This is a genomic window from Pseudoalteromonas sp. XMcav2-N, from assembly GCF_024124545.1.
Taxonomy (GTDB): Bacteria; Pseudomonadota; Gammaproteobacteria; order Enterobacterales; family Alteromonadaceae; genus Pseudoalteromonas.
Genome location: NZ_JAMXSF010000014.1, coordinates 101,317 through 125,988, shown reverse-complemented (window position 1 = coordinate 125,988; position 24,672 = coordinate 101,317). Strand labels below are relative to the sequence as shown.

The following is a 24,672-nucleotide window of genomic DNA, read 5'->3' as shown; positions in this document are numbered from 1 at the left end:
CTCTATACCTCCATCTCAAATTCTTTACATGCAATACACTCACCGCATGGTTCTAAATTACCTGTATGGCATGAATACGTTTTAGTTACTCCCTTTAATTTTGCTAACTCGATAACGTCGGGCTTCATAAACTCTCTTAATGGAGCTAAAACTCTTATCTTATAGCCCATTATTAATTCTATTAATTCTTCGGCTTTTTCAAGAAATTCAGTGGATTGATCAGGAAATAAAGATGTTGATTCATGGAGCAGTCCGATTGATATAGCATCAGCGTTATTTTGATATGCATACGCCGCAGCCGTTAATAGAAATAGCATGTTTCGACCAGGGGTAAATGCATCATTAACTATATCTAAAGTGGGATCTGTCAGCCCTGATTTGATAAGTTTGCCAAAGCCTGATAAATTAGCAATTTCAAATTTATGGACACCAACCGCGGCCAAAGCTTCTTCACAAGATTTTAATTCCGCTTCCCTTGCAATTTGACCGTAATCGATAAATAAGGGATATGTCTCGACACCTTCATCTTTTGCCAATTTGACAACCAAAGTAGAATCAAGGCCTCCAGAAACTAATATAACTACGCGCATTGCGGGGTAAACTCCTTTTTATTTTCAATAACTCTCATAACTACCCATATTGCCCAGTCCAAAAGTCCTATTTTACAATTCAAACTATCAGCATATTCTCTTAATAGTTTCTCGTAATATAGATACTTTTTTTTACTAGATATAAATTTTTCTTGTTCGTTATACATTCCGAGTAGACTCATATAGTTGAGTACATGCCTATCAAGAATTGCTAACTCATATGTTGTGCCTGAGTTTCGTAAAAACATACTTGCTTGTTTTGGTCCTAGCCCTGGCATATTTTTTACTAGCCATTCTCGCGCTTCCAAATGATTATTAAAACTATCAAGCAGCATGCGCAAAGAGCCTGCATGTTTGTAAACTAGCTCACTACATTTTGCTAGCTGCTTAGCCTTTACATCATAGAAGCGATGTCGCATGTACTTTTCACCCACTCGAACAGGTGTAATTAACAACTCTTTGAGTTGCACATATAACAATTCAATGTCCGAATGTTTTTTGATAAATAAGTTACTTTTGGTAATTTCATCTGCCATAGCAATTGCTAAACCATAAGAGACTTGGCTACTTAGTACACATGCCGATAGCTCCCACCATAAACGAATTTCACAAGTCGAAGAATCAGATTGGACTTCATTTTCGATGTCAGGGTAAATTGCTTGAATTGCATCATTTAACCTTTCAATATTTGTCCTCATATTTTTAGAGTTCCATTTAGCTTATTCATAATTTCACTCCATATTGGTTTAGGTAAGTTTTCAGTAATAAATCCTCTTATACTACCATTTGTAGTTGATTTTTTCAGTTTAGCCATGAAATCAGTATAAAAATCTAAGTTGTGAAAAATGACCTTGGCAATAAATTTTACCCCTTCTTGATTTATTGCATTCCTAGTTACAGATGAATCAGCATATTCAGCCTGATAAGCAAACAAATCAAAATGGTGGAAATGATGAAGCCGATGTTGATCTCTATCCACTACTTTTCTGCACCACTCCAATCCATCAAAACTGTCAGCACCGGCTGCGATAAAAAATGGAATAACAATAGGGTCTCCGGTTCCTAAAATATGAATTGGCTGGTAATAAGAAAGTGTATTTAATAATGCCCTAATCTTAACTATATTTTTAATGCGTTCCTGCAAACCATCACCTAACTCTCTTTCAGGTATCGCTATTAATGGGGGGCTAAGTCTTTTGGTTACCTCCAAAACAAGTTCAGGTAAGGAATCAAATAAGTATTCTCCATCTTTGTTAGTTCTTGCATGAATAATTGGTAAAACGGGCACGGTTGTTTGTTGTTGGTCTTTAGCAACTGAATCAATAATTTCTGCTGTAAGTTCAGGTATATCCTGCTTTAAGTCGTATTCATCAAAACAAAATATTAAGTCAAATGGTATTGTTCTTATTAAATTGTGAAACTTTTCTCTGCACCAAGATTTATTGTTGTTTCTATGCTTTTCATAGCTGCCAGAGTCTAATAATATGACTCCACCATTTTCTTTGTAATTCAATATATTTTCAATAAGTTTTTTTGGATTGTATTCTTCTCTTTCTTCCAAATCGTATGCAGAAATCAATATCGATGAAAATTTAAAAATATCTAAAGCCTCAACCGCTTCATGTGTTGGTAATTGGGTTTCAAATGATGAAACTGATTGAAAGAGTATCGGAAGAGATATTTTATCGCTGATAACATGCTTTAATCGCTGTGGGGTTGATTTTGGTGATATTACTTTTGAAATCCTAGCCCTTAATTTATTTAATTCTGGATACGTAAGAACACCGTCCCAGTTGATAAATTCACAGTAACTGATGCTTCGAAACATTAGTGATATTTCACTTTTATCTATTTTTACTCCTAAAATAGGTATGCCGCAGTCCTGAGCGAATAAAAGCTCATTCTTAAATATTTTACTCTCTTTTGATTTTTCTGAAAATATAGCGATCAAACATTTGGAAGTTTTTATCTCGTTTTCAATAAATTCGGTAAAATCTCCAACTGAATAGTAGTCATAAACTACGTTCCATTGATGCTTTAAGCAATCATACAGTTTTTTTGCAATTGTTTCATTTTTACTTGAATAGGCTATGAAGATATCTGCCACATTAAACTCCTTTTATATTTGTTTGTTGAGCTGAAGCCCATGCAACCTGGTAGATAGCAGAAGTAAAATCTTGCGCAAAAGTGATATTTTCTGGTGTTGAATTTCGCGTAAACCAATCACCGCAGCTTACATCATACACTACGATTTTAGATTTATTCTTTCTTAGTTGGTTTTCTATTGCTATCAGATTTCGAAAAGTTTCCCCTAAAATTAAAATTGGGTTTTTGTTGTTCGCTAAATTTTCCAAATTATCTTCTACCTGAGCAACGATACCAAATTGCAAAAGCAAATATTTTGCTTCTTCTAAAATATATCGTTTACCTAGGCCCGTTTGATCAGCAAATATAGTGACAGGTTGAAATGATTCAAAATTTATGGGAATCAACTTATCTATTTTCTGATAATCTAGATCTATTCCTCCAGATTCGCAGAAACATGCTACATGTTTTGAAGCTAATTCAGCTGCATGGCTAGGGCGTTTCTTTTTCACCCCCCAATAAAAAGCAAAAATAGCACTAAAAACATCCCCCGTTCCTACTTTGGTTACTTTGTTTGATAAATATGATGGTATTGAATATTTACTTCCATTTTTTTCTAGAACAAAACATCCCTTAACACCTCTTTTTACTACGATGGCTTCCGCTTTATTTAGATCTAGCAATTCTTGTGCTTGTGCAATAATGCTGTTGGCGGATGTTGAGTAGGCTAACTCTAACTCATTGAGAGCAATGACGAGGTGATTAGCTTTAGAGCCATTTATTGAATAAATAGCCTTTTTTTTCCATGTCTGAGGGTCAAAAACAACTCTATTTGCATCTACGACTGCATCACCTTCAATTAGACCGAAACGAAGGACAACTTCACCGCTAACTTTGATTGAAGACTGAAGATTTTCACCTTTAGATATATGTGGTGTAGATAAAGGATGAAAATATGAGAATGATATTGGACCATCTCGTCGATATTTTTTTACTTTGATAACGTACTTTTTTTCAAATTCAGCAATATCCGAATCATTGTCAGTATATGTATGAAGTGTTACATCATTTGTTATTTCACTTAATATAGCAGCAGCTCTGCCTCCAGAGCCAAACATTTGATCAATTTCTGGGACTAAAGATATTTCTCTGTAGAAGCCACCAACAATATCCATTTACATTTTCCTTTCTTTTTCTTCATTTATAACAAATTATTTGATTTGTAACCACCTCGGATTAGTATAATCTATATTTTTGAGCTTTGATGAAAGCGATCCTCAAGCTTTTTAGGACCGGTTCTTAAAAAGGCATGATCTAGTGCGTTGCTCCAATGTTCAATAGCATCCGGCTTTGCCGAACAAATCCATATAGATTAGGCAATTCCGCGACTTCAGCTGTTTCTCTGAGCTTTGGGCATGCTTGGCATTGACTTTATTGAGAACTTCAACTTGATCATCACTTCAGTATGCTATTGATTAAATCCACGACTGACCAGCTTGTCACCCATTACCTGTTTGTACCTGTACATTGCTGTTTCCGCGAGTGAGTGTTGATGGTATCTCACACACTTTCCCACTCACTACTACCTATTAGCTCGCCCTTTACTGCTGTTATGTGAGTGCTGTTCCACTGCTCAGCTGCATCCTCGTAAAATCGCAGCTGAATGTTGCCTCTTGGCAATAAGGGCTTGATGTAATCACGCCAATAGTGATACGTTTTACTTTTAAAGTTTAGTTTTGGTGTTTGCTTTTGAGAACTGGTCGCATAAGACTCAATTAGTTCAATACTGAAGGAAACTGCGCCGATGCATATTACTAAAGAGCAGTTTTTGACTCTGAATGAGCGACTTACAAAAGTAGAAGTCGAGCAAGTGTAGCTTGTATCCTTTTCACTCATCCCGCCCCAAAATAAAATCAATGCATGGGCAGTTGAAGTCTTCACCGAACATGAGGTGAAGATGATAAATCTGCTCTATGGTCATCACGGATCTGCCGGATTCGAAGTTGCTGATGGTGGATTGGTCCACATTCAGTTTGGCGGCCAGCTGGGCTTGTGAGAGTTTATGGTCCCGTCTTAGGTTGCGTAGGTTTGCCTGTAACGCTCTTAGCATGCGGTTGACCTTTTGATTCCTAGTATGCGCGTTGTTTTTCATTCCTTTCCCTTTTAGATCAACCGGTTTAATAAAGGTAGCTGGTTATTTATGATTCAAAGTTATGCTACCGGAATGCGAGTCCAATAGGTTTGACAATATACTTTTATTTTTCTTATCATTAACATTTGTGGTTGTTTAGATTGGGCACCTTTGTGCTGCGCGTACGTGAGGTAGAAAACCAAGGATAGAAAATTGACTCTCGATTCAAAACATCTGGTTCAGCAGCTAAGGCTTTCTGGGCCTTACAGTGTGATACAGTTTGCAAAGAAATTGGGTGTGTCAAAACAAACGGTGTATAACTGGGAGAGTGGGAAAACAGCACCAGATTTGCCGCAGCTCATCAGGATGTACATAGTTTGTGGCCTTAATCCGCGGTCGCTTTTGCCTCAGAAGAAACAGCAAGAGGAAGAGGTGAGTAAAGATTTAGGTATTTCTGAATGAGGCACTTCTTTCACTGTTATTCACTTGTTACACTCAAAACGTAAATTCACTCGACAATTAAGGAATAATATGAAAAACATAAGCAAAAGAAGCCACTTAACGACACTTAATGCTCTGAGTTTAAAAGCCGTAACAGGCGCGGGTGGCGTTGCCGGAGGCGGTGGTCAGGTGGATCCAACCGCTGCACCTATCAACCCTGAAATTCTGAAAGGGCAAAAAAAGTCTAACTAATTTCCTGGATTTATATGGACGTTTTATCTCACATAGTCGTTGACCATAACCACTTGATGAATATATTCATATGGTTTTCGCTCGTCTTAGCCGTGTTTGCCAGTCGCAATAGCCCCAATGTCAGATGGGTGGCATGCAGTATTTTGCTGGCCAGAACTATTGGTATATTAATTTATGGCTGGGCACTGACAACCGAGGGCTGGTTCTACTTGATTATGAGTGTTCAGGATGCGGCACTTATTCTGTTGATTGTAAAACGTCACGCTGTGGCTTCGGTTGTGGCTGGGCTCAGGCTGGGCGCGTTGAGCCAGTTTGCCAAAGAGTGCCTGTCTAACTTTAAGATGACGTCGAACGAGCTGATGTATGTGCTGATTTTGTCAGTTTCTGTCCTGGTAAACATCTTGGCATTGATAGAACGTGAGATCAGAAAATTCACCGAATTCAACCCCATGTTTATTTACAACGCATACGAGCCCATTAAGTTAGTGCTTACGCTGTTTGCTGTTCTGGCAATTATGTCTTTGACGATAGACGCGGTGCGCGGGTTTTATTCAAAAGATAAGGTGGGAGAAGGGCAGCGCCAGTAATTAAAGTTAATCGTTGTTTTTCAGAAAATTAAATAGCAAAAAACCGCTCTGGCTGTTGTCGCCACTTAGAGCGGTTTTTTAGTTTTAACTTACACTAACTATAGTTGACGTTGCTTAGTGGATAAAAGTCGCTTTAGTGATGCTATAATTTACTTTAAGTAAACTATAGTTTTCTTTTATATGGTTGTGAGGCAAGCATGGATAAATTAAGAGCTATCACTGTTTTTCGTCGTGTTATTGAATTAGGTAGCTTTAAAGCGGCTGCTGAAGATATGGGGCTGTCCAAGGCCGCCATCAGTAAAAACATCAATGAATTAGAAGACTACCTTAAAAGCCCTTTAATCAATCGCACCACCAGAAGAATGCATATCACTGAAAATGGGCAACGCTATTATGATCATGTGCGTACTATCTTAGATGAGTTATCACACGCAGATCTCTCTATTATAGAGTCTTCACACCAACTCAGTGGCTTAATTAAAGTCAGTGTTCCCATGTCTATGGGGATCTTGAAATTAAATCCTGCAATATGCGATTTTATGCAATTACATCCAGAAATTTCTATTGAAGTGATATTGAGTGATCACTACGTAGATCTTGTTGAACAAGGTTTAGATGTTGCCATTCGTGGCGGAGGAGCGCTACAAAACTCTAGTCTAAAATCGCGAAAACTGCTCGATATGAAACGTGTTCTGTGTGCCTCGCCAAAGTATATTGAACGAGCCGATGCGTTATCATCCCCTGACGATCTCAGCCAACATAATTGCTTAATCTATAGCTTGTCATCATCCCCCAGACATTGGGTATTTCGACAACATGATGAAAAGAAGTCAATCGACTTAACTTCAGGCTCTTATGTTGTTAATAATGGTCTCGCCTTAAAGCAGGCCGTTATTGCAGGGCTTGGCATTGCGCTTACCCCTGAGATTTTTGTTGATGAAGAATTAAAATCAGGAGAGTTGGTTAAGCTATTACCACAATGGCAAGCAGAAACGCATGCACTTTATGCCATTTACCCTTATCACAAAGCGCAATCTCAAAAGGTACGCACGTTTATTGACTTCCTAATCGACTACTTTGCTAAATGAGCCAGCCACTAAGAAAGTCACCTGTAATGATAAGAGATGGTATTTTAAATTTTTCATAAACAACCTTCTTTATATTCGGGTAATCGAACGGCCTACTGAGGAGCTTGAACGTTTCTTGAGGGGATTTGTGTAACCTGCCTTTATCTGCTGATGAACAATATTTTGATTCAAAACGCGATAGCACTCTTACATATGAATGTTTCTTATTTAGTGTTCTTTAGTTTGATTTTTGACTGATTTGTTTACTTAAAGTAGACAGTAAGTTCACTGAGTTGATGTTTTTCAATTATCTTATGTGCCGTAGACTTAGCTTCGTTAATCAAGCTAGACAAATGAAGACATTAAAATCTGCCCGAGGAGAAGAGAGTCATGAAAAAATTACTTAACCTGGTATTTATTACGGTGATATCTACTGGAGCGGCAGCCCAAAGTGTTGCAAATACAGTTTCAACACAAGGTCAGCTGACACTTTCTTATAGTGATGGCAGAAAAGCAACGACAGGCGTAGACAAGGTAAATGCGGTATTAAAATCTGCGGGAGTGCGTGTCAGTACCTTACCGTTGCCAAAAGAAGCAACTCCAATACTTGAAGCGTCAAGAACACGAGCAATTACTGACGCCGAAAGCGAAAAGCTACTTTCTATTTTCTCATTACACCGGGGACAATTGCTAGAGCAAATTGAGAAAGCAGGTCGTAAACCTGAGATGCATCGGGGTGGCTTTTTATCAACATCTGAAGTTGGTGTAGCGCCGTACCCAAAAGTTTATGATATGAAAGCAATGACACCTGAGGTTATGGCATTCCTGCAAGATAAATTTGGCAGGCTTCACGTAAATAGCTCAGAAAGTGGCGTTGGCATTGATGAAGTTATGACGATTGTTTCGGGTGGCCCGTGGACATGGTTTTTCTTACTACCTGATAATGTAGTCGGTAAATTAACATTAGGTCACGTAGGCATTGGCGGACAAGCATGGAGAATTAGTTACCCTGGTTTAGTGCCACATGGCGGTTACTTGGATTCTGAATATGGACTTGTAGTAGCCTATGCGCATGGCCCAAAAAACTTCGTAATGCGATATGAAGATCCAAGTGTTGAAGGCGCAGAGCTCTTAGGCACTAACTCATGGATTGATTTTACTGGCAAAACTCCTAAATTGTTGGACTAACGTCTATTAGCCTTCGAACGGTAAACAGTTAATACGACCGCTTTGTTTATTTTGGCGCAGATTCTACAAAGAATCAGCGCCTATTCTGGTGTTATATAGAACAATAATTTTTATCAACAAGGTGGTGAGAGTTAACGTGCTTTATAAGTACGCAGGTTCTGTTCTAAAGGCAATAGTCGGTGAGGGGCAGCGGTAGTAAATATAAACCGTTATTTGGCGAGATTGCACGCTGCTGGATCCCCGAATTTTAAGCGCAAAGAACCGCTCAGGCTGATAAAACCATTGTGAGCGGCTTTTTGTATTTGTAAGTCAGTGCCTTTTGTCGGGCTGCGTCATTTCACTCTGAACGTTAAAGCTGACATAAAACGACAGTGCTTACTCCACACTCACCCCATCAAAACTCTTCATTAAAACACGCCATTATCATTTTGAATGTCGCCACCGCTGAAAAGTGAGTAAATACGCATTGACAGATCCAGAGCCTGGATTGAGTCCCAGTGTTCTACAATGCGGCCGTCTTCGATGCGCCAGGTGTCGATGATGTTCATGCCTTTTTGGTCATTGCCGCGGTGATCTTTATCCAGCGTGGCGTGAGAGTGAAAAATCACGAAGTCGCCGTCGGCGTAGATGTGTTTTACGTCATAGCTGTAGTCCGGGTAATCCTCTACAAACTCTTGTAAAAAGCCGACCAGACCGGGGATTTTATCCGGCAGGTTGCGGTTGTGCTGCACATAGGCGCTGTCGTTGTAGTGTTTTAGCACATAGTCAAAGTTGTGGTTGTTCATCAGATTTTGTACAAAGTCGGTGACCAGGCGTGCATTGCTTAATTCCTGTTCGCTCCAGCTTGGTTTTTTTAACTCATCAAAGTGGATTTTAGGGGCGTCTTTGCCTGCGGCAAATGTCACGGTACTGACCAGTAAAAGTAATGCTGCACTTAGGGTTTTCAACATGGGGTGCTCCTTAGTTGTAAATTCAGGTTTAAGTCTCATCTGGTAACCATGGTAATTATTAGTAACCACCTTTGCAAGAAGGCACAAATTACTTACCAGGGTACTTTTTGGTAACCCATGTCGCACGTAGGTTGTGACAATCAGGGTGTTAAAGCGTGCGTAATGGCGCATTGTATTGCGCCCTGACAAGCACCGCTGAATAAGCCACAGAGATAAAGAGGATGAAGAAAGTGGTATAACGTTATGAAAGTAATTGAAATAAAAAGTTCGAACGGGCCCATTCAAACGACTTACCGACCATTTCTTTGCATTGTATGACCTCACCTGTTTACGGTTAATAACATTCAATGCGAGGAAGACAATGCAAAACGTTCAGCACACACCTACATCCTGGGATGCCCGATTTTTTCTGATTGCCGGTGGTTTTATGTTAATCAACACCCTGTGTTTATGGGCACGCCACTTTTCCGGATATCAGCTGTCCATTTTGTGGCCCGCGATCCCGGCAATTATCGGACTCGCATCCAGTGTCCTGGGGTTGTATAAACTGCACCCTCGAATTGCGTCGCGAGCACCGAAACTGGCCAAGTGGGGCGCCGGGTTTGCTCTGTCGTCTTTGGTCGCGCTGAGCATTGGCGCCTGCTGGGTTATCGCCAGTGCGCTGCTGGGCGATGCCACCAGAGGTGTTGGTATGCAGGCGCTGATAGGCGTATTTATGATTGCGATGGTCGGTGCCTTTATTTGCAATGCGATTGCCAGCCTGCGGGACCCTGCCTCGCGCGCTCTGGGCCTGGCTTTGTCGATCCCCGTTGTATGCTGGAGCCTGATGTTACTGGCGGGCATGCTGTATGGGGCAGAAGTGGGCTTATCGCTGGACTTTTATACCAATGGGTTGCTGGCGCTGGCGTTTGTGTGGGCCAGCCGGGTAATTCGCTCTGATACGGTGGCCGGATCTCAGGTAGCGTGAGCAAACGCTGCGGGCGCTTTTACTCATACGAAAGTGTAGAAATTTGGGTACATACTGCGCTACTGTGGGTGTATGTTTTTAAATCTGAAAGGAGAAACAGATGAGCATACACAAATCGGTATTTGTGACTGGCGGAACAGGCAATATTGGCAGTGCCATAGTGCGAGAACTGGTCACACATGGTTATCAGGTCAAGGTGTTATGCAGAAATGCAACAAGCGCTGATAAAGCCGTGCAACTGGGCGCAACGGCAGTGACTGGATCACTGACCGAGCCGCAATCCTGGCTCAGCGAGCTTGCGAGCTGTGATGCGTTTATCCATACCGCCTGTACCTTTGATGACAAGATGGGCGAGGTGGATGCGACGTTGATGCAGGCTGTGGCTGACCATGCCTTAACACGCACTACGCCACTTATACTTGTCTATACCGCTGGATGCTGGGCCTATGGCAGTCATGATGCGGTGATCACCGAAACCACGCCAAAGCATTCGGTGGCCGATTTTCAGTGGATGCTGGATAACATCGCCTGGTTATCGGACAAAGAAAACATCGACTTACGTGTTGTCAGCCCGGTCAATGTGGTGTGCGAGGAAGAGCACTATTTGCCACCCATCCTGAGCTGGGAAATAGAGCGCTGTGGCCACCCCGTGTTACCGGCGGACGAAACGCAAACCTGGCCACTGGTTGAGCGCACTAATCTGGCTGAGCTGTATCGCCTGGTACTTGAGCGCGGCAAGCAAGGTGAAGAGTACATAGGATCGGCAGAGCCAAGCGCTCCGCTGGCAAGCTTATTACAGACATTGTCTGAGCAACCGATTGTGTGCGGACAAGCGGCGCAGTGGGCGCAAATATATGGCACCTGGACAGAAGGCTATGCACTGCAGCAGGTGTTCTCAAGCGACAAAGCCATCCGCGAATTAGGCTGGCAACCCAGGCTGTTTTTACCTCCGAGTGTGTGATCGGTAACGCCGGTTAGTCGCGTTGCTTAATAAACTGCCCGGGTGTGATGCCAAAGTGATTTTTAAATGCCCGGGTAAAGTGAGATTGATCGTTAAAGCCCAGCTCTAAAGCGGTCGCAGCGATATTGGCACGCCCGGATAATAATGCCGCTTTGGCCTGTGCCAGGCGCCTATCCAGAATGTACTGATAGGGGGTGATCCCCTGGTGCTTTTTAAACTCCCTCAGAAAGTAAAACTTGCTGCACCCCAGTAAGTCCGCCAGCTCGTCTACCGCAATGCTTTGACCAATATGTGCCTGAATATAGTCATCAATTTTAGCAATTTGCTGCTGATCAAACTTAGAGGTCGCGACCTGCGCCGTTTTCTGATCCTGATAATTGGAGTAGTTATGAATGTAATGGGTGGCCAGTAGCCCAACGAGGTTGTCCAAATAGGCCTTGCCATTGCGGCCCTTGTTTTTTGCCTCAAGCATAAACAGGTCAATGATGCCTTTGATGGTGGCATCTACCACGTTGTAATTGTTGAGAAACTGCAATTCAATGCCATCCAGGCTGAGTGGACAGCGGTCCAGAAAATGCTGTGATTCGATGGCCAGGATCACGAAATAGCAAGGCTCTGAAATTGCATGGGTAAAGGGCGTGCCCGGCGGATTGATCCAGATATTGCCTGGGCTGGTGTGTAAGTCGGCCAGGTGTCCGTTTTGTTCGGCCTGCCAGTGCAAGTCACTTTCCAGCGCCAGTGCAAAGTAAAAGTAAGGCGTGTAGACATGGGTGGGGTAAAAATGGGGAGACGTGCCCTGTTCAACCAATATGCCAGGCCATGCCAGATCATGATTTGAAAAGGCAATCTCCAGTACCGCACCACAATCCGATAAGGTGCTGGTTTCAAAGTTATAAAACCTCAGTTTTGATTGCATGGCGGGGTGTTCATTGATGACTCTTAGAGTGAATCTAGCCCACCCTTCTGTCCGCCGTCAACTCAGCTTGTGTGCAATAAAATACCAAAACCCGGGCAGGAATCTTCAATCTTGCGGGGCCCCTCAGCGCTAATCTATGCCCAGGTTAGCCAAACGGCTCACATACAACACAGAGGGTGCCATGTTTAAGCAATCACTATTACTCCTGTTGGGGAGTCTGACCATCGCAGTATTACCACCCACTGTGTCTGCAACCACGCATCAGCATCAATTATCGTCACAGGAGATCACTATGCAAAAGATTGAATTAAGTACTCAGATAGGCCCCCTTGCGGCCAACCTTTATCTGCCCAAAAATCATCCCAATGCACCGCTGGTTATCGTTACCGGTGCCTGGACAACGGTGAAAGAGCAAATGAGCGCGGTCTATGCACAGGCACTGGCAGAGCAAGGGTTCGCTGCGCTGACCTTTGACTTTCGTGGTTGGGGTGAAAGTGCTGATGCGGTGCTCTATCTCGAAGATCCGGCGCGTAAAACGGCGGATATTCGTGCTGTGATCGATTCGCTCGACCAATTGCTGGGCGTCGATACCACACGTATTGCAGGTCTTGGGATCTGTGCATCGGCCGGGTATATGCTGGATGCCATTACAGGTCATGGCAAAGTAAAAAGCGCTGCCGTGGTCGCCCCCTGGTTGCATGACAAAGCCATGGCGACAGCCATTTACGGTGGCGAAGCGCAAGTCCAGACGTTACTCGCAGCGGCTGAACAAGCGACTAAGGCTGCGCAACCTGTTTATATCGAAGCGGCCAGCAACAGCAATGCACAGTCATTGATGTATCAGGTCCCATATTACACGCAAACCGATCGGGGATTGATACCACAGTACGACAATCAGTTTAATGTTGCCTCCTGGTCGGGCTGGTTAAATTACGATGCGCAGGCCGGTGCCGCGGCTCAGGATAAACCGGTGCTGATGGTGGCGTCCGATGCCATGGCTTTGCCGGCAGGTGCCCACCAGTATCTTGATAGCGCGGGCAGCAACGTGCGTGCCGTGTGGTTTGAGGGGATCAGTCAGTTTGATTTTTACGATCAGCCCGAGGCGGTCAGTCAGGCGGTGGATGCCGTTGTGACACATTTTGCGGCAACCTTGTGAGGGGCAGCATGCAAGCAAGATATTGGTTAGTACTATTTATAGGAGTCATGACGATGAATGCCAATGCACGCACGATGACGGTGGATGAAGCAAAAATTCGCAGCCAGATACACAGTTTTTCAGTCTTTGCCGATCAGGGAGCATTCGACTACCTTGGCAGGGTATTTGCCCCGCAGCTGACGGTTGATTACAGCGATTTATTCGGCACAGAGGTGCAACGGATAGAGCGGCGGGCATTACTACAGCAGTGGGCCGGGTTCCTGCCTGGCTTTGATGCAACCTTGCATGAACTCAGCAATCTGGTTGTGACCGTCACGGGAGACAAGGCGAGTGCCAGGGCTGAGTTTATCGCGCGTCACTGGCTGGGAGAAACAGGGTTCTGGTCGGTGTCCGGGGAGTACGAATTTGGCCTGATCAAAGCTGCGCAGCATTGGCAAATTTCGTCCATCAGGCTCATCCGTAAAGCAGAGCAGGGGAGCCGTGATATTCTGGCTATCGCCCCGCAGCATGCCCGGCAAAATTGGCTGGAGCGGGAAGCCCGAAAAGTGACGGATTAGTGTGAGCTGGCAGCGTTCAGCGCAATCGTGTGTGTCGTTTTGCGCTGAACGCGCTCTGAGCCCAGATTACAGCGCCCGGGCAAACATCGCCCAAAACATCACGCGCACGTGCGATTTAGCCACAATATCAAACTCTTCTTCTCTGCCTTTACGGTATTTTTCAGCCATTTTGGCGTGAGCAAAGTCAATGATTTCATTGGTGTAGCCAGCGTACCAGCTAAATGGCGATTCGCCCTTAAAGTGCTCGGCAAACTGGGCTTTGGCCAGCCCTGCATGAATAAAGGTTTGCACATCCCGAATATAGTCCTGAACAAACTGTACATCGGCTTTGTAGCCCAGGTTACTGTGGCCGGTGACCATCACGTCCCAGTCCAGTGCCATCAGTGTATCTATGTCGTTTTTATAGGCAATGGCGTCTTCAACGTTTGAAAAGCTGCGAAACTCCAGCTGATCCGGATGGACCAGATCGATGGCGTGAATGATGGTGCGTCCCTGATCCTGAATCAATAACGCGGTGTTGTCCTGAGTATGGCCATTAAAGTTGCTAAATGTTTTAAATGTGTGGCCTTCAAAGTTAAACGTGTCGCCAATGAGCTGAGTGACCGGCGCGGGCGCCGTGACTTTGTGCGAGTGCAGTGCATCGCGCACCTCTGCAGCGGCGTAAATCTCAATGGGGGTATCGGCCAGTGCTTTTTGGATAAGCCGTGAGTCGCCCACGTGATCAGCATGGGCATGAGAATAGACGATGCCATGCAGCGGTTTGTTGGTGAAAGACTTGATGGCTGCCAGCAGTTGTTTGCCTGTGCCATGCGGGGCATCGATCAGCAATACACTGCGCTGACCAACCACTGCGGTGACGTTGTAGTTGGCAACCGATATCCAGTAGACGTTCTGACTCAGGCGTTGCACTTCATAAGGTTTAACAAAACGCTCGCGGTGGCTGCCTGCCACTTTCTGATGGTGTACTGCTATCTCAGTGGCAGAGGCGGGCTTGTAAATAAATTCACCAGCCTGAGTTGTGAAGGTTGAAAGCATCGCCAGTGCGCCGAATAAAGCATATTTTGGTGTGTTCATGGGGGTTTCCTGATCCAGTCGTGTTACGTTTCTCAGGGCCAGCCAGCACAATCTGTGCTTATAACGAGACTTACGAGTATCAAAATGGCCCTTAGTATATTTTGGAAACTATAGAGTTCAGATATACTCATATCAAGTAAGCACCAATTTGTAAGCTAGTATGGCCGGGGTAACCAATGACAAAAAACAAGGCGTTACGCACAGAAGAAAATGACATTAATTTAGGTGGCTGTCCGATGACCTCAGTCATGAACGTGATCGGCGGCAAGTGGAAGGTGATCATTCTGTTTCACCTGCGAGACAACACGCTGCGTTTTGGTGAGCTGAAAAAGCGGATTCCAAAGATCACGCAAAAGATGCTGACCCAACAGTTGAGAGAGCTGGAGGCTGACGGATTGGTCTCTCGTGAGGTGTATGCCGAGGTGCCGCCCAGGGTGGAATACACCAGTACTTCATTATCAGATGAGCTTAGGCCAATTCTGGATATGCTGTGTGAGTGGGGGCAGCGGCAACAAGATTTGGCTCATAAAAAAGGCGATACCTAAGTACCGCCTGACTGCTTGCTCTCAATAGTAAATCATGGGGTGCTTAGTTACAGGCACCCAGATCTGTCCAGACTTTCCAGGCATTACCCACATTGGAGTTTTGTGCCGGGTTTTTGTCACGGTGCCACCAGTTGCTGTGGTATTTACGACCATTGTAGGCAACTTCATTACCTGAGCGGTAAATCTTGCTGGCAGACCAGGTTTCCAGACCCGTACAGCCGCTATTATTATTGCCATCCGTAACGGAAACCGACTGAGTCACTGTGTGTGTAGCACCTGCATCGTCTGTTACCGTCAGTGATACCTGATAGCTGCCGGCGTTAGCAAAAGCGTGGTTCACGTTTACACCTGTGGTTGCGAAGCCGTCAATATTCCAGTCATAAGCAACAACCTGTCCATCCGGATCGCGGCTGGCACTGGCGTTAAATCCACATGCAAGGTCGGTACAGCTGGCGGTAAAGCTGGCAACAGGAAGCTGGTTGTCCTGCGCGCCACTACAGCCATTGACTGCAATATAATCAGATGCAGCTTTGGCCTGCACTAAGCCATGGCCGTATTTATGGTCGCGACCTGCTGAGCCTAAGTCGATGGCGGTGGCATTCAGGGCATTCCGGATATCGACATTGCTACAGCTTGGATGTTGGCTCCAGACCAGCGCGGCAACACCGGCTACGTGCGGGCTGGCCATAGACGTACCCGACTTTTCATCGTAATCCAGTATGGCTTCTAGCTGCACTTCGACCGTGCTGCCCACAGATGCCAGAAGGGCTGTGCCGTCTTCCTGAGACAGAGAAATCACCGGAATGGTCACACCGTGTACCCCGTCACCCAGCGTACCGCCAAAGGAGCCCGGGGCATTGTTATAGACTATGGCTGCCACACCACCACCGGCCTGGCAGTTTGCCGCCTTATCTTTGAAGGATGCACCACCACGTTCAATTAAACACACACTTTGCGTGGCCGCACAGGCGCTCAGACCCTGGCCACAGTCGACGAGTTCGGCACTGACCTTACCTTCTACCGAGTTGGTCATACCGCCACCTTTAACAAACACCCCATTCGCGGTGACGCCTGCTGCAACCCCGGTGCCACGCGGTACCGTTGATAAAACGTTGGTGCCAGGTGCAGCAATCTCGACCTGCGCATTGTACTGAGATGAGCTGTTTTTAACGCGGTTTTCGTCAATGTTGGCCACCGATACCACCGTATCGTAGCTGGCAGGGTAGCTGAGGGTCGCGTCGCCGCCGTTACCGGCTGCTGCAATCAGTAATACGCCTTTGTCGTAGGCTGCCTGCAAACGCTCCTGAAAATATTGACTGGGGCTGCCACCACCTAAGCTCATATTGATGACTTTAGCGCCATTTTCAACACAGTTATCAACGGCGCGGGCAATACGAGAGGTTAAACCTTGTTTGCCGTCATTGTCGAATACGCGCACGTTATGTACGCCAATTTTATCATTGGGCAGCACACCCACTACACCCTGGCCGTTTTTCAGCGCCACTATGGTACCAGCAACGTGGGTACCATGGCCGGAGCCATCCTGGTACCAGGTCAGACCGCCTGGCAGATCGGTAAAGCCGGTGGCGTTTTGCGGCAGGTCCGGGTGGCCCAGATCATAGCCAGAGTCAATCACACAGACCTTAAACAGATCTGCGTTGGTGTCTTGCAGGAGCGGTGCCTGAACTTCAGCAAGGCCATATGGTGATACTTCCGCGCTGCTGGTGGAAGAGAAAGGTACATACTCATAATCTTCTTCAATGTAGGCATACTGGCCAGATGCTTTCAGTTTCGCAACCTGCTCAGCAGTCAGCTCCATGGTGACTACTGTGCCATTGTCATCGTTTGACAGTACTTCTGCTGCAGGCTCAGCGGCAAAGTCCTGCGCAATAGCTGCGCGGGCAAAGCGACTTGTCTGCGGTGCAAAAATGGCTAAATCACTTTGCTTAAGAATGTACTGCTTGGTTTCCTGTGCGGTGACGGCGGTTGACGACAGGGCCGATAAGGCAAGGGCTAACGAGGTGAGTCTGAATGTCTTGGTCATGTTACTTCCTACTGATTCTTATTGTTGCTACTTGTTATTTTTGCTGCATCCGTTGCAATGGTTTCCTGCTTGTTGTTTATTTTGTACCCCAATAAGGATCAAATTACCCCTTGGTGTTTTCATTTGCAACCCATTGTTAATGTAAATGACACAAATACGTAAAAATGATGAACAATTCGGGTACATGCTCATGCTCAGGTGCTTTTATGACGATATGGTTTGGCGTAGTATCAATACATCACAATGGAAGGATCAAATAATAACAATGACTTATAAATCAGGCGTGGCATCTCTTGTGCTATTGATGGTGCTGTTTGCGCATTCTGTACTGGCTGCGGACTATCGTATCGCAAAGGCACTTTCAGTCCCTCAACAGCAGATAACACTCACCATTACACCGGGCGAGCACACCTTTAGCGGAGAAACAAAATTAACGTATAAAATTTCTCAACCTGTTGATTATATTGCTTATCATTCCCTTGGGCTAACGCTTGAGCAGGTTGAGCTGACGTATCAGGACAAGCAGGTTTTACTGCCTGTGATCGCCGCGGATGAGTTTGATATTGTGCGCCATGATTTACCTTTTAAGCTCGAAGAAAGCGCTGAGCTGACCATACGCTTCACGGGCTTGGTTGGGGAGCAGGACAGTGTACAGGGATTATATGAAGTCGGTGGGGACGATGGTCCACCCACTTTGTTTACCCAGTTTCAGGAGATGGAAGCACGCAGAGTGTTTCCGGCTGTAGATGATCCGGGTATCAAAACTGAGTTCACCCTGACTGTAGATATCCCGGCCGGGTTGCAGGCATTGCACAATACGCGCCCGATTGAAACGCAGCAACAGGGCAGCAGGCAGCTGATCCGGTTTGCGCCAACGTCGAAGATCAACACCGATGTGCTGGCACTGGCGGTCGGCGAGTTTAATGCCACTGAGCTTGGAGGGGCGGGCGTGCCGGCCACGGCGTATATGCCAAAAAATGTACGTCAGAGCGTGCCGGCTGAGCTGGGTACCCTGATCCACCAATCAATCAATTACCTGTCTGAGCACCTGGATGCACCGTTTCCCTATGACAGGCTCGATTTTTTTATCGCGCCAATAGGCACGCTGGCTGGGATGGAAAATGTCAGCCTGATCGCGCTGAATACCAATCAGCTGCCCGGCACAGATGCCAGCCCAGAGGCGTTATGTCGTTTTCGTAAGTTGATTGCCCATGAAGTGGCACATACCTGGTTTGGCCATAATGTCACGATGCAATGGTACGACGATTACTGGTTGAATGAATCGTTTAGTGAGTTCTTTGCTGCGAAAGTGGTGACGCATTATTACCCGGACAACGATACCTGTACCTATACACCTCAGATCAGCGCATTTGACGGTGATAATGACAGTGCCCCGGCTCTGAAACGAATTATCATGGACCGGGCAGATAATGAAGGCATCGGTGGGCTGTATTACACCAAAGGCCGGGCGCTGCTGCACATGCTGGAAGCGCATGTAGGTGACGCCATGCTTAAACAGGTGATGCGCCAGTATATCGATGCGCATCAGGGTGGTCATGCGACGACGGCCGATTTTACCGGGTTGTTTCCCAACGCGCTGCGAGTGGATGAGATAGTCAATTCTTTTCTGACTCAGCCGGGCTATCCGCTGATCACGCTAAGCAAACAAAATGACAAGTTAGTACTGTCACAGCAAAGCTTTCATGACGATGCAGACAGACGCTGGACGATCCCCTTGCAGCTTAAGATCTGGGATGGCCATAAAGTCAGGATCCAGCGACTTATCTTGTCTGAAGCGTCGCAGCTATTGCCACAGGTGGGTGCCCAAGATGCCGTGCTGATCGACCCGGAAGGCGTGGGATACTTTCGTTATATCGACCGCTCCGCCAACCCCCGCTTTCCCATAGAGCAGCGCACAATGGCCGACAGACTCGCTGATATGGACAACCAGGAAGCGCTGACCAAAATGGGTCAGCTGGGCTATACCCGATATATTCAGGGGCTGACCGAGCTGTTGCGCACTTAGCCGGCCGACAGTCTGGAGGCCAGTAAAGCGCTGGATATACTCAAAGATGCGTTTGTGGCACAGATCCCCGCGCATTTGCAGCCTCAGTTTGCGGGTTTTCTGGCGCAGCGTTTGCCTGTACAGCGTCCGTGGCAGGAGCTGATCACACTAAGGACAGGTGGCAGCTGGCTTGAGCTCTATGGGATGTATCTTGCCGCACCCGAGGCGATCCGGTTTGCCCGTGAGTATGCCGCCAGCAAACCGCTTGCTCAGCTCCGGCATCGCGCCAGTGTGCTGCGGGTACTGGCCAGAAATAGCACCAACGACGAATATCAGGCCTTATTAAAGCTGTTCAAAACGGATAGTCGCCCGGTTCAGGAAGATCTGCTGGATTCGCTGGGATATGTAGCCAATGCACAGCAAGTATCACTGTTTTATGACTTTTTGCTCAGTGAGGCCACACGTAGTTTTGTGATCGATTATCGCTTTCAGTTTCCGGCATTTCAGAGTGCACTGAGGCCAGTTGCTGCCCGGTATATACAACAGCACAAGGCACAGATCCAGGCGCGGATCCCCGATGACCAGCTACAGTGGTTCCCGTATAACTTTATCACGGGGTGCTCAGAACAAGACCATGCCCTGCTCAAGCGCACTTTTGCCGACTGGCTGGCAGTACCCGGGTTGGAAAAGAAACTGGCGATAGCTGGGGCACATATCCGCGATTGTCACCGAGATACCCGTCAAGCCAGAAAAGAGATTGCCGCTATGTAGGGCAGCTTGGGGCCGGAGCAAGTGCTGAGGTGCTGTGCTTGTTCCGGATCGCAGGATAAACAGCCAATTTTGATTATTGTCCCGCTCGCAGCAAGCTCACAGCAGCACGGCGATATTGATGCCTGCGGTACCATCAGACAGCTCGAAGTACCAGTCAGTGTTGCCATTGTTTGCGCCTCTTTTACACTCCGCTCCTTTCAGTCGAGCGTTGACGCTTGTATCACTGGGGTAGAGACGTGCAACCATGCCCATACCTTTGGTCGCCATTGCTGATGGCGTCAGTGGGAGTAATAGCGAAAACGCCAACATCAATTTGGTATTTATTGCCGGATCCCTAAGCCCGGTCAGAGAGTTGTTGCTTTTTAAACGCGCTGCGTTTGGGTCATCAGGCTGGCTTAGGCGCTATCATCCGGGCGTGCAAGCGTGTTTGGAAGCACGATGGTGTAGCAGCACCCTTGTCCTGCTTCACTGTGACATTCTATGGTGCCTTTGAGCTTTTGCGTCACAATATTAAAGACAATGTGCATCCCCAGTCCGGTGCCCCCATTGCTGCGCCGGGTGGTATAAAAAGGCTCGAAGACTTTGCTGAGGGTGTCTTCACTCATGCCTGCGCCATCATCAGACACACTCCAGGTGATATGTTCGTCACTGGTACTGAGCGAAATCGTGACCGTACCGGGTTGGGTGCCCTCATCAAAGCCATGTTTAATGGCATTATCCACCAGGTTTGTCAGGATCTGAGCAATCGCGCCCGGGTAGGTCGACATCCTGGCTTCACCGGGAAAGTCGGTTTGCACTGAGACCTGAGTATGCTTCCACTTAGGGTGCAAACTGGTGAGTACGTCGTTCAGGTAGTCTGGCAGGTTAATGGTACTTAGTTCTTCAATGGACTGGTCGACTGCCACCTGTTTGAAGTTCTTTACTAACTGAGCCGCACGATTCAGGTTGGACTCAAGCAGTTGCAGACTTTCTTTCAGCAAAGCCATAAACTGCTCAAGGTTGTCTTTGGTCAGTTTACCGGTGGCCAGCTTTTGCTCGCATTCCGAGAGCGCCTTGCTGGCATAAGAACCTGCGGTAATGCCAATGCCCAGCGGCGTATTGATTTCATGAGCAACGCCAGAGACCAGCCGGCCAAGTCCCGCCATTTTCTCCTGCTGGACTAACTGTTGTTGGGTTACTTTGAGATCTTCATGGGCGGTTTGTAGTTGCTTAAAGGTGCTTTCCAGCTGGGCAACGGAGTCGGCGTTGGCCAGTGCGATGGCTGTGTAGTTGGCTATGGTGCGTAACATCTGTACGTCGTTGTCGCTGAAGGCATGCGGCTGAAAACTTTGCACCGTTAAGCAGCCTATTATCCGGGTATCAATAATCAATGGCAGATAGACCAGCGACTCACTTTCGGCACCGCTGACCGGCGGTGCAATGTGGCCGACATAGCGCGTCAGCTCGCTGATTTGATTGACCCTGAGCTCTTTTTGGTGGGTGACACACCAGACGGCAGGGCGCTGAGTGTCGGACAAAGCATACTCAAACTCCGGAAGTTTTTGCCCTTTTTCAATCGCCAGTCGACAGGAGATACGCTGCTTTTCGGTATCCAATATCCCAACCACAAAGACATCTGCGCCCATTAACTCATTGACGTGCTTGTAGACACGCTCCAGGACCGATGACAAATCTAACGTGGAGGTGATGTCTTTGCCTATGGTGCCCAGCATCGAGATATTGGCGGTGCGCGATTGCACGAGGTTGTCGAGCCCGACTTGTTGCTGTTTGAGTTCTTTAATTCGCCATAAATACGCCAGGTACAGCAAAGTGGTGATCAGCAGCAGTAGCCCCAAGCGAAACCACCAGGTCTCATACCAGGCCGGTAACTGGATCACTGCCAGGTTTAACTGATGCTGGCTCCATTGCCCCTTGCGGTTGCTGCCTTTGATCTTGAGTTGATAACGACCGGGCGGCAATCGGGTGTAGGTAATATGGCGTTTACTGGCATCGACCGGGATCCACTGCTCGTCATAACCGGCCAGCTGATAGGCGTAACGATTGCTGTGTGGGGCAGTAAAGTCCAGTGCGGCAAATTCGACCGAAAAGCTGCGGGTGCTAGGAGGCAGCACCAGTTGTTTGGGTACTGTGACGGGCTGATTATTGACAGCTAGCTCGCTTATCACCAGTGGCGGGTGATAGGTCCAATGCGTCCAGCGTTCAGGGCGCAGCAACAGGATCCCTTTTGTGCCACCAAACACCAGGGTGCCATCGCGCAGTTTAGTATAGGAACCCGTCCACATGGTCCCCGTGTCCCAGTCATCAGCAACGCCGAGATCTTCAAAGCTTTGCGCTGACGGGTCCAGCCAGCCATAGCCATTCCAGATCCGTCCTTGCGCATCTTCCATCAGGTTCCCCGCGGTACCAGTCGGTCTGCCTGCCAGTTGATCCAGTGACTCGAACTGTGCCTGATGGCCATCGAAATGAACCAGCCTGTCGAGCCCGTGCGGGGTCGCGACCAACAGGCGGCCCTGGTTATCAATCAGTAAGCTTTTGATGTAACTGTCTGACAGTGTGTCAGTGGTCAGTGCCTGAGTACTGATCTCGGTCACGGTTTTCGCCGTCAGATCAAGTACCAATAAACCAATGCGGGTGCCGACCCACAGAAGGTCCGGGGCCATATAGGCCATCGTCAGGACTGGCTTGCCTGCTAGCAGGGTATGATTTTTAAAGGCGCTCAGTGGCTGTAGCTGGCGGGTTTGAATGTCCATCAGCGCTAACCCTTCGTCGGTGCCAACCCATAGCTGTCCATTGGCGGTTTCCTGTAACATCACAACCTGATAACCGGGCAGACCATCGGCTTTGCTGTAACGTGTAAACTGCTGACTCAGAGGATCGAAGTGGTGCAATCCGGTATTGGCTGAGCCGGTCCAGATGCTGCCATCAAAGGTTTGCCGGATCACCCGGACATAGCCGTCGGCAAGCTTGCCTGGATCGCCAGGATCAGGCCGGTGACCGGCTATAACGCCAATGCTGGGATCTATGATGTCGATCCCTGTTTGCGCATTACCAACCCAGATCTGGCCATTGTCCAGCTCCGTGATGCTGCGAACATCTTCATGACTGAGCGAGTGGGGGTAGGATAATCGCCGGACAAACGTTCTGAACGCACCGTTGTGCGGGTTGTGGCGATTCAGCCCGTTGCCCCAGGTGCCCGCCCAGATCAACCCGGAGGCATCAACAAGCAGGGCACCCATAGAGTCGAGGTTGATACTATAGGGGTTAAGCGGATCATGGCGAATATGTCGGATCACCGCACCGCTGTTGGCATTCACCACAGTGATCCCGCCTCCGGAGGTGCTGAGCCAGATATGATCGGGATCTGGCTGTATTATGCCATTCACCCAGTGGTGGCTGAGGCTGGTTGGATCGCCAGGACGATGGAGAATACGGGTCACCTGATCAGAACCCGGCATGAAAAAAGCAGCCCCATGATCTGTGGTACCAACCCAGATAGCGTGATTGGCGTCCTGAAACAGGCGAAACACATTTTGTTGATTAAATGCTGCCAGGGTTTCACCACTCAGTGGTTGCTGCCAATCGGCCTCCCCGGAGGCGTGCCCGTTTGGTAAGGTGACGCGGCAGAGGCCCGTTTTACTGCCCACCCACAGTGTGTTTGCACCCCTGAGTAACAGTGAACGCAGGCGTGGTTGTACAAGTGGCTGGTCGCAGCCGGTTATTTTGAGCCGTGAGACCCGACCTGTTGTGGCCTCGATGTGATTCAGGCCGTTATCCGTTGCGGCGTAAATGTTACCCTGATCATCTCCGCTTAGCGCACGGACAGTATTGTTATACAGGCTATTGTTATCGGAGGGGTTATGCTCAAAACGTTTAAAGCGTTCTGTTGCAGGATTGTAGACGGATATTCCATCAGTGAAAGTTCCTATCCAGATACGGCCATCCGGTGCTACCCATAAGGACCTGATAAAGCTGCCGGACAGGCTGGTATCATCCTTCGGGTCATGCAGAAATGACACAAAGCGGTAGCCATCAAAGCGCAGCAGACCAAACTGGGTGCCGATCCAGATAAACCCGTCCCGGTCCTGCGCCAGTGCGGTCACCACCCCCTGGGGAATTTGTTCGTTGTCGCCTATGGTTTGAAAAATCAATTCGCCGAGATCGAAAAACGCGCCGCCAGTCGGTGGTTGTTGCCTCTGATGTGCGTTTATCTCAGTTACTGCAACCGCTGCATAGCTATGAGCAGTCATCAGATAAGTACATAACACTAAGAATAAAGCCGCTACGCGCTGCAGGCCAGGTAATCGAATCACTTATGCTCCCCCAGATTGAGTGCGCTGAGGTAATACCGGTATATGCCTATCCAGTATAGATAACCCGACACGATG

23 protein-coding genes are annotated in these 24,672 nt (G+C 47.2%); 12 read left to right on the top strand and 11 right to left on the bottom strand.

Annotation, left to right across the window (positions count from 1 at the left end; all coding sequences use genetic code 11):
- Window positions 1–2: 2 nt before the first annotated feature.
- The 5 genes from NH568_RS17420 to NH568_RS17400 all read right to left on the bottom strand — a co-directional run bounded on the left by NH568_RS17420 (window position 3) and on the right by NH568_RS17400 (window position 4,785).
- Window positions 3–590: a 7-cyano-7-deazaguanine synthase gene (locus tag NH568_RS17420; RefSeq protein ID WP_253049268.1), complete on the bottom strand. Its 588-nt coding sequence runs from the start codon at window positions 588–590 to the stop codon at window positions 3–5.
- Window positions 581–1,288: a hypothetical protein gene (locus NH568_RS17415; protein ID WP_253049266.1), complete on the bottom strand. Its 708-nt coding sequence runs from the start codon at window positions 1,286–1,288 to the stop codon at window positions 581–583. The genes NH568_RS17420 and NH568_RS17415 overlap by 10 nt, the downstream gene beginning before the upstream one ends.
- Window positions 1,285–2,697, bottom strand: a complete 1,413-nt coding sequence (locus tag NH568_RS17410; protein ID WP_253049264.1) for a toll/interleukin-1 receptor domain-containing protein — start codon at window positions 2,695–2,697, stop codon at window positions 1,285–1,287. Before NH568_RS17410 ends, NH568_RS17415 begins: the two co-directional genes overlap by 4 nt.
- Window position 2,698: 1 nt before the next feature.
- Window positions 2,699–3,850 carry a PfkB family carbohydrate kinase gene (locus tag NH568_RS17405; RefSeq protein WP_253049262.1) on the bottom strand — a complete coding sequence of 384 codons (1,152 nt, stop codon included), beginning with the start codon at window positions 3,848–3,850 and terminating at the stop codon, window positions 2,699–2,701.
- A gap of 713 nt (window positions 3,851–4,563) precedes the next feature.
- Window positions 4,564–4,785 carry a helix-turn-helix transcriptional regulator gene (locus tag NH568_RS17400; RefSeq protein ID WP_125718556.1) on the bottom strand — a complete coding sequence of 74 codons (222 nt, stop codon included), beginning with the start codon at window positions 4,783–4,785 and terminating at the stop codon, window positions 4,564–4,566.
- 234 nt (window positions 4,786–5,019) lie between these two features.
- On the opposite strand from NH568_RS17400, the gene NH568_RS17395 reads away from it, so the two are divergent.
- From NH568_RS17395 to NH568_RS17375, 5 genes are all read left to right on the top strand, one after another.
- On the top strand, window positions 5,020–5,268 hold the full coding sequence (locus tag NH568_RS17395) for a helix-turn-helix transcriptional regulator (protein ID WP_290444319.1): 249 nt from the start codon (window positions 5,020–5,022) through the stop codon (window positions 5,266–5,268).
- A 69-nt stretch (window positions 5,269–5,337) separates the two neighbouring features.
- Entirely contained in the window at window positions 5,338–5,499 is a 162-nt protein-coding gene (locus NH568_RS17390; protein ID WP_253049261.1) for a hypothetical protein, read from the top strand.
- A 14-nt stretch (window positions 5,500–5,513) separates the two neighbouring features.
- Window positions 5,514–6,086 (top strand): hypothetical protein, encoded by a 573-nt coding sequence (locus NH568_RS17385; RefSeq protein ID WP_253049259.1) that lies wholly within the window; start codon window positions 5,514–5,516, stop codon window positions 6,084–6,086.
- Window positions 6,087–6,283: 197 nt separating this feature from the next.
- Window positions 6,284–7,174 (top strand): LysR family transcriptional regulator, encoded by an 891-nt coding sequence (locus NH568_RS17380; RefSeq protein WP_253049257.1) that lies wholly within the window; start codon window positions 6,284–6,286, stop codon window positions 7,172–7,174.
- Between the two features lie 369 nt (window positions 7,175–7,543).
- Complete coding sequence (locus NH568_RS17375; protein ID WP_253049255.1) at window positions 7,544–8,341, top strand: hypothetical protein; 798 nt, start codon at window positions 7,544–7,546, stop codon at window positions 8,339–8,341.
- 407 nt (window positions 8,342–8,748) lie between these two features.
- On the opposite strand, the gene NH568_RS17370 is transcribed toward NH568_RS17375, so the two are convergent.
- Window positions 8,749–9,291, bottom strand: coding sequence for a nuclear transport factor 2 family protein (locus NH568_RS17370; RefSeq protein ID WP_253049253.1), 543 nt, complete (start codon window positions 9,289–9,291; stop codon window positions 8,749–8,751).
- 361 nt (window positions 9,292–9,652) lie between these two features.
- On the opposite strand from NH568_RS17370, the gene NH568_RS17365 reads away from it, so the two are divergent.
- Complete coding sequence (locus NH568_RS17365) at window positions 9,653–10,258, top strand: hypothetical protein (RefSeq protein ID WP_253049251.1); 606 nt, start codon at window positions 9,653–9,655, stop codon at window positions 10,256–10,258.
- 100 nt (window positions 10,259–10,358) lie between these two features.
- On the top strand, window positions 10,359–11,219 hold the full coding sequence (locus NH568_RS17360) for an NAD-dependent epimerase/dehydratase family protein (protein ID WP_253049250.1): 861 nt from the start codon (window positions 10,359–10,361) through the stop codon (window positions 11,217–11,219).
- Between the two features lie 13 nt (window positions 11,220–11,232).
- Here the strand turns inward: NH568_RS17360 and NH568_RS17355 are convergent, their stop codons facing one another.
- Window positions 11,233–12,135, bottom strand: coding sequence for an AraC family transcriptional regulator (locus NH568_RS17355; protein ID WP_253049248.1), 903 nt, complete (start codon window positions 12,133–12,135; stop codon window positions 11,233–11,235).
- A 181-nt stretch (window positions 12,136–12,316) separates the two neighbouring features.
- Here NH568_RS17355 and NH568_RS17350 point away from each other — a divergent pair, with 181 nt between their 5' ends.
- Complete coding sequence (locus NH568_RS17350) at window positions 12,317–13,291, top strand: alpha/beta fold hydrolase (RefSeq protein ID WP_253049246.1); 975 nt, start codon at window positions 12,317–12,319, stop codon at window positions 13,289–13,291.
- A 53-nt stretch (window positions 13,292–13,344) separates the two neighbouring features.
- The gene (locus tag NH568_RS17345) at window positions 13,345–13,848 is read left to right on the top strand and encodes a nuclear transport factor 2 family protein (RefSeq protein ID WP_253049244.1); all 504 of its coding nucleotides are present in this window, start codon (window positions 13,345–13,347) and stop codon (window positions 13,846–13,848) included.
- 66 nt (window positions 13,849–13,914) lie between these two features.
- Here the strand turns inward: NH568_RS17345 and NH568_RS17340 are convergent, their stop codons facing one another.
- On the bottom strand, window positions 13,915–14,922 hold the full coding sequence (locus NH568_RS17340) for an MBL fold metallo-hydrolase (RefSeq protein WP_253049242.1): 1,008 nt from the start codon (window positions 14,920–14,922) through the stop codon (window positions 13,915–13,917).
- Between the two features lie 176 nt (window positions 14,923–15,098).
- Between NH568_RS17340 and NH568_RS17335 the strand changes: the two genes are divergently transcribed.
- Window positions 15,099–15,467, top strand: a complete 369-nt coding sequence (locus NH568_RS17335; protein WP_290444318.1) for a helix-turn-helix domain-containing protein — start codon at window positions 15,099–15,101, stop codon at window positions 15,465–15,467.
- Window positions 15,468–15,510: 43 nt separating this feature from the next.
- Here NH568_RS17335 and NH568_RS24055 read toward each other — a convergent pair whose 3' ends face one another.
- A complete protein-coding gene (locus NH568_RS24055) occupies window positions 15,511–17,511 on the bottom strand; it encodes a S8 family serine peptidase (RefSeq protein WP_290444317.1) in 2,001 nt (666 codons plus the stop codon).
- A gap of 265 nt (window positions 17,512–17,776) precedes the next feature.
- On the opposite strand from NH568_RS24055, the gene NH568_RS17315 reads away from it, so the two are divergent.
- Both NH568_RS17315 and NH568_RS17310 read left to right on the top strand, forming a co-directional pair.
- The gene (locus NH568_RS17315) at window positions 17,777–19,537 is read left to right on the top strand and encodes a M1 family aminopeptidase (RefSeq protein WP_253049240.1); all 1,761 of its coding nucleotides are present in this window, start codon (window positions 17,777–17,779) and stop codon (window positions 19,535–19,537) included.
- A gap of 54 nt (window positions 19,538–19,591) precedes the next feature.
- Window positions 19,592–20,287: an ERAP1-like C-terminal domain-containing protein gene (locus NH568_RS17310; protein WP_253049238.1), complete on the top strand. Its 696-nt coding sequence runs from the start codon at window positions 19,592–19,594 to the stop codon at window positions 20,285–20,287.
- Between the two features lie 96 nt (window positions 20,288–20,383).
- Here the strand turns inward: NH568_RS17310 and NH568_RS17305 are convergent, their stop codons facing one another.
- Window positions 20,384–20,596, bottom strand: a complete 213-nt coding sequence (locus NH568_RS17305) for a hypothetical protein (protein ID WP_253049236.1) — start codon at window positions 20,594–20,596, stop codon at window positions 20,384–20,386.
- An 86-nt stretch (window positions 20,597–20,682) separates the two neighbouring features.
- Window positions 20,683–24,597 (bottom strand): two-component regulator propeller domain-containing protein, encoded by a 3,915-nt coding sequence (locus tag NH568_RS17300; RefSeq protein WP_253049234.1) that lies wholly within the window; start codon window positions 24,595–24,597, stop codon window positions 20,683–20,685.
- Between the last annotated feature and the right edge of the window lie 75 nt (window positions 24,598–24,672).

Excerpts from the sequence above, each read along its gene's own strand:
- NH568_RS17305 (WP_253049236.1), bottom strand. The coding sequence starts at position 20,596 with ATGTTGGCGTTTTCGCTATTACTCCCACTGACGCCATCAGCAATGGCG.
- NH568_RS24055 (WP_290444317.1), bottom strand. The coding sequence starts at position 17,511 with ATGACCAAGACATTCAGACTCACCTCGTTAGCCCTTGCCTTATCGGCC.
- NH568_RS17355 (WP_253049248.1), bottom strand. The coding sequence starts at position 12,135 with ATGCAATCAAAACTGAGGTTTTATAACTTTGAAACCAGCACCTTATCG.
- NH568_RS17415 (WP_253049266.1), bottom strand. The coding sequence starts at position 1,288 with ATGAGGACAAATATTGAAAGGTTAAATGATGCAATTCAAGCAATTTAC.
- NH568_RS17420 (WP_253049268.1), bottom strand. The coding sequence starts at position 590 with ATGCGCGTAGTTATATTAGTTTCTGGAGGCCTTGATTCTACTTTGGTT.
- NH568_RS17400 (WP_125718556.1), bottom strand. The coding sequence starts at position 4,785 with ATGCTAAGAGCGTTACAGGCAAACCTACGCAACCTAAGACGGGACCAT.
- NH568_RS17380 (WP_253049257.1), top strand. The coding sequence starts at position 6,284 with ATGGATAAATTAAGAGCTATCACTGTTTTTCGTCGTGTTATTGAATTA.
- NH568_RS17370 (WP_253049253.1), bottom strand. The coding sequence starts at position 9,291 with ATGTTGAAAACCCTAAGTGCAGCATTACTTTTACTGGTCAGTACCGTG.
- NH568_RS17405 (WP_253049262.1), bottom strand. The coding sequence starts at position 3,850 with ATGGATATTGTTGGTGGCTTCTACAGAGAAATATCTTTAGTCCCAGAA.
- NH568_RS17335 (WP_290444318.1), top strand. The coding sequence starts at position 15,099 with ATGACAAAAAACAAGGCGTTACGCACAGAAGAAAATGACATTAATTTA.
- NH568_RS17375 (WP_253049255.1), top strand. The coding sequence starts at position 7,544 with ATGAAAAAATTACTTAACCTGGTATTTATTACGGTGATATCTACTGGA.
- NH568_RS17350 (WP_253049246.1), top strand. The coding sequence starts at position 12,317 with ATGTTTAAGCAATCACTATTACTCCTGTTGGGGAGTCTGACCATCGCA.
- NH568_RS17360 (WP_253049250.1), top strand. The coding sequence starts at position 10,359 with ATGAGCATACACAAATCGGTATTTGTGACTGGCGGAACAGGCAATATT.
- NH568_RS17365 (WP_253049251.1), top strand. The coding sequence starts at position 9,653 with ATGCAAAACGTTCAGCACACACCTACATCCTGGGATGCCCGATTTTTT.
- NH568_RS17390 (WP_253049261.1), top strand. The coding sequence starts at position 5,338 with ATGAAAAACATAAGCAAAAGAAGCCACTTAACGACACTTAATGCTCTG.
- NH568_RS17345 (WP_253049244.1), top strand. The coding sequence starts at position 13,345 with ATGAATGCCAATGCACGCACGATGACGGTGGATGAAGCAAAAATTCGC.
- NH568_RS17340 (WP_253049242.1), bottom strand. The coding sequence starts at position 14,922 with ATGAACACACCAAAATATGCTTTATTCGGCGCACTGGCGATGCTTTCA.
- NH568_RS17315 (WP_253049240.1), top strand. The coding sequence starts at position 17,777 with ATGACTTATAAATCAGGCGTGGCATCTCTTGTGCTATTGATGGTGCTG.
- NH568_RS17385 (WP_253049259.1), top strand. The coding sequence starts at position 5,514 with ATGGACGTTTTATCTCACATAGTCGTTGACCATAACCACTTGATGAAT.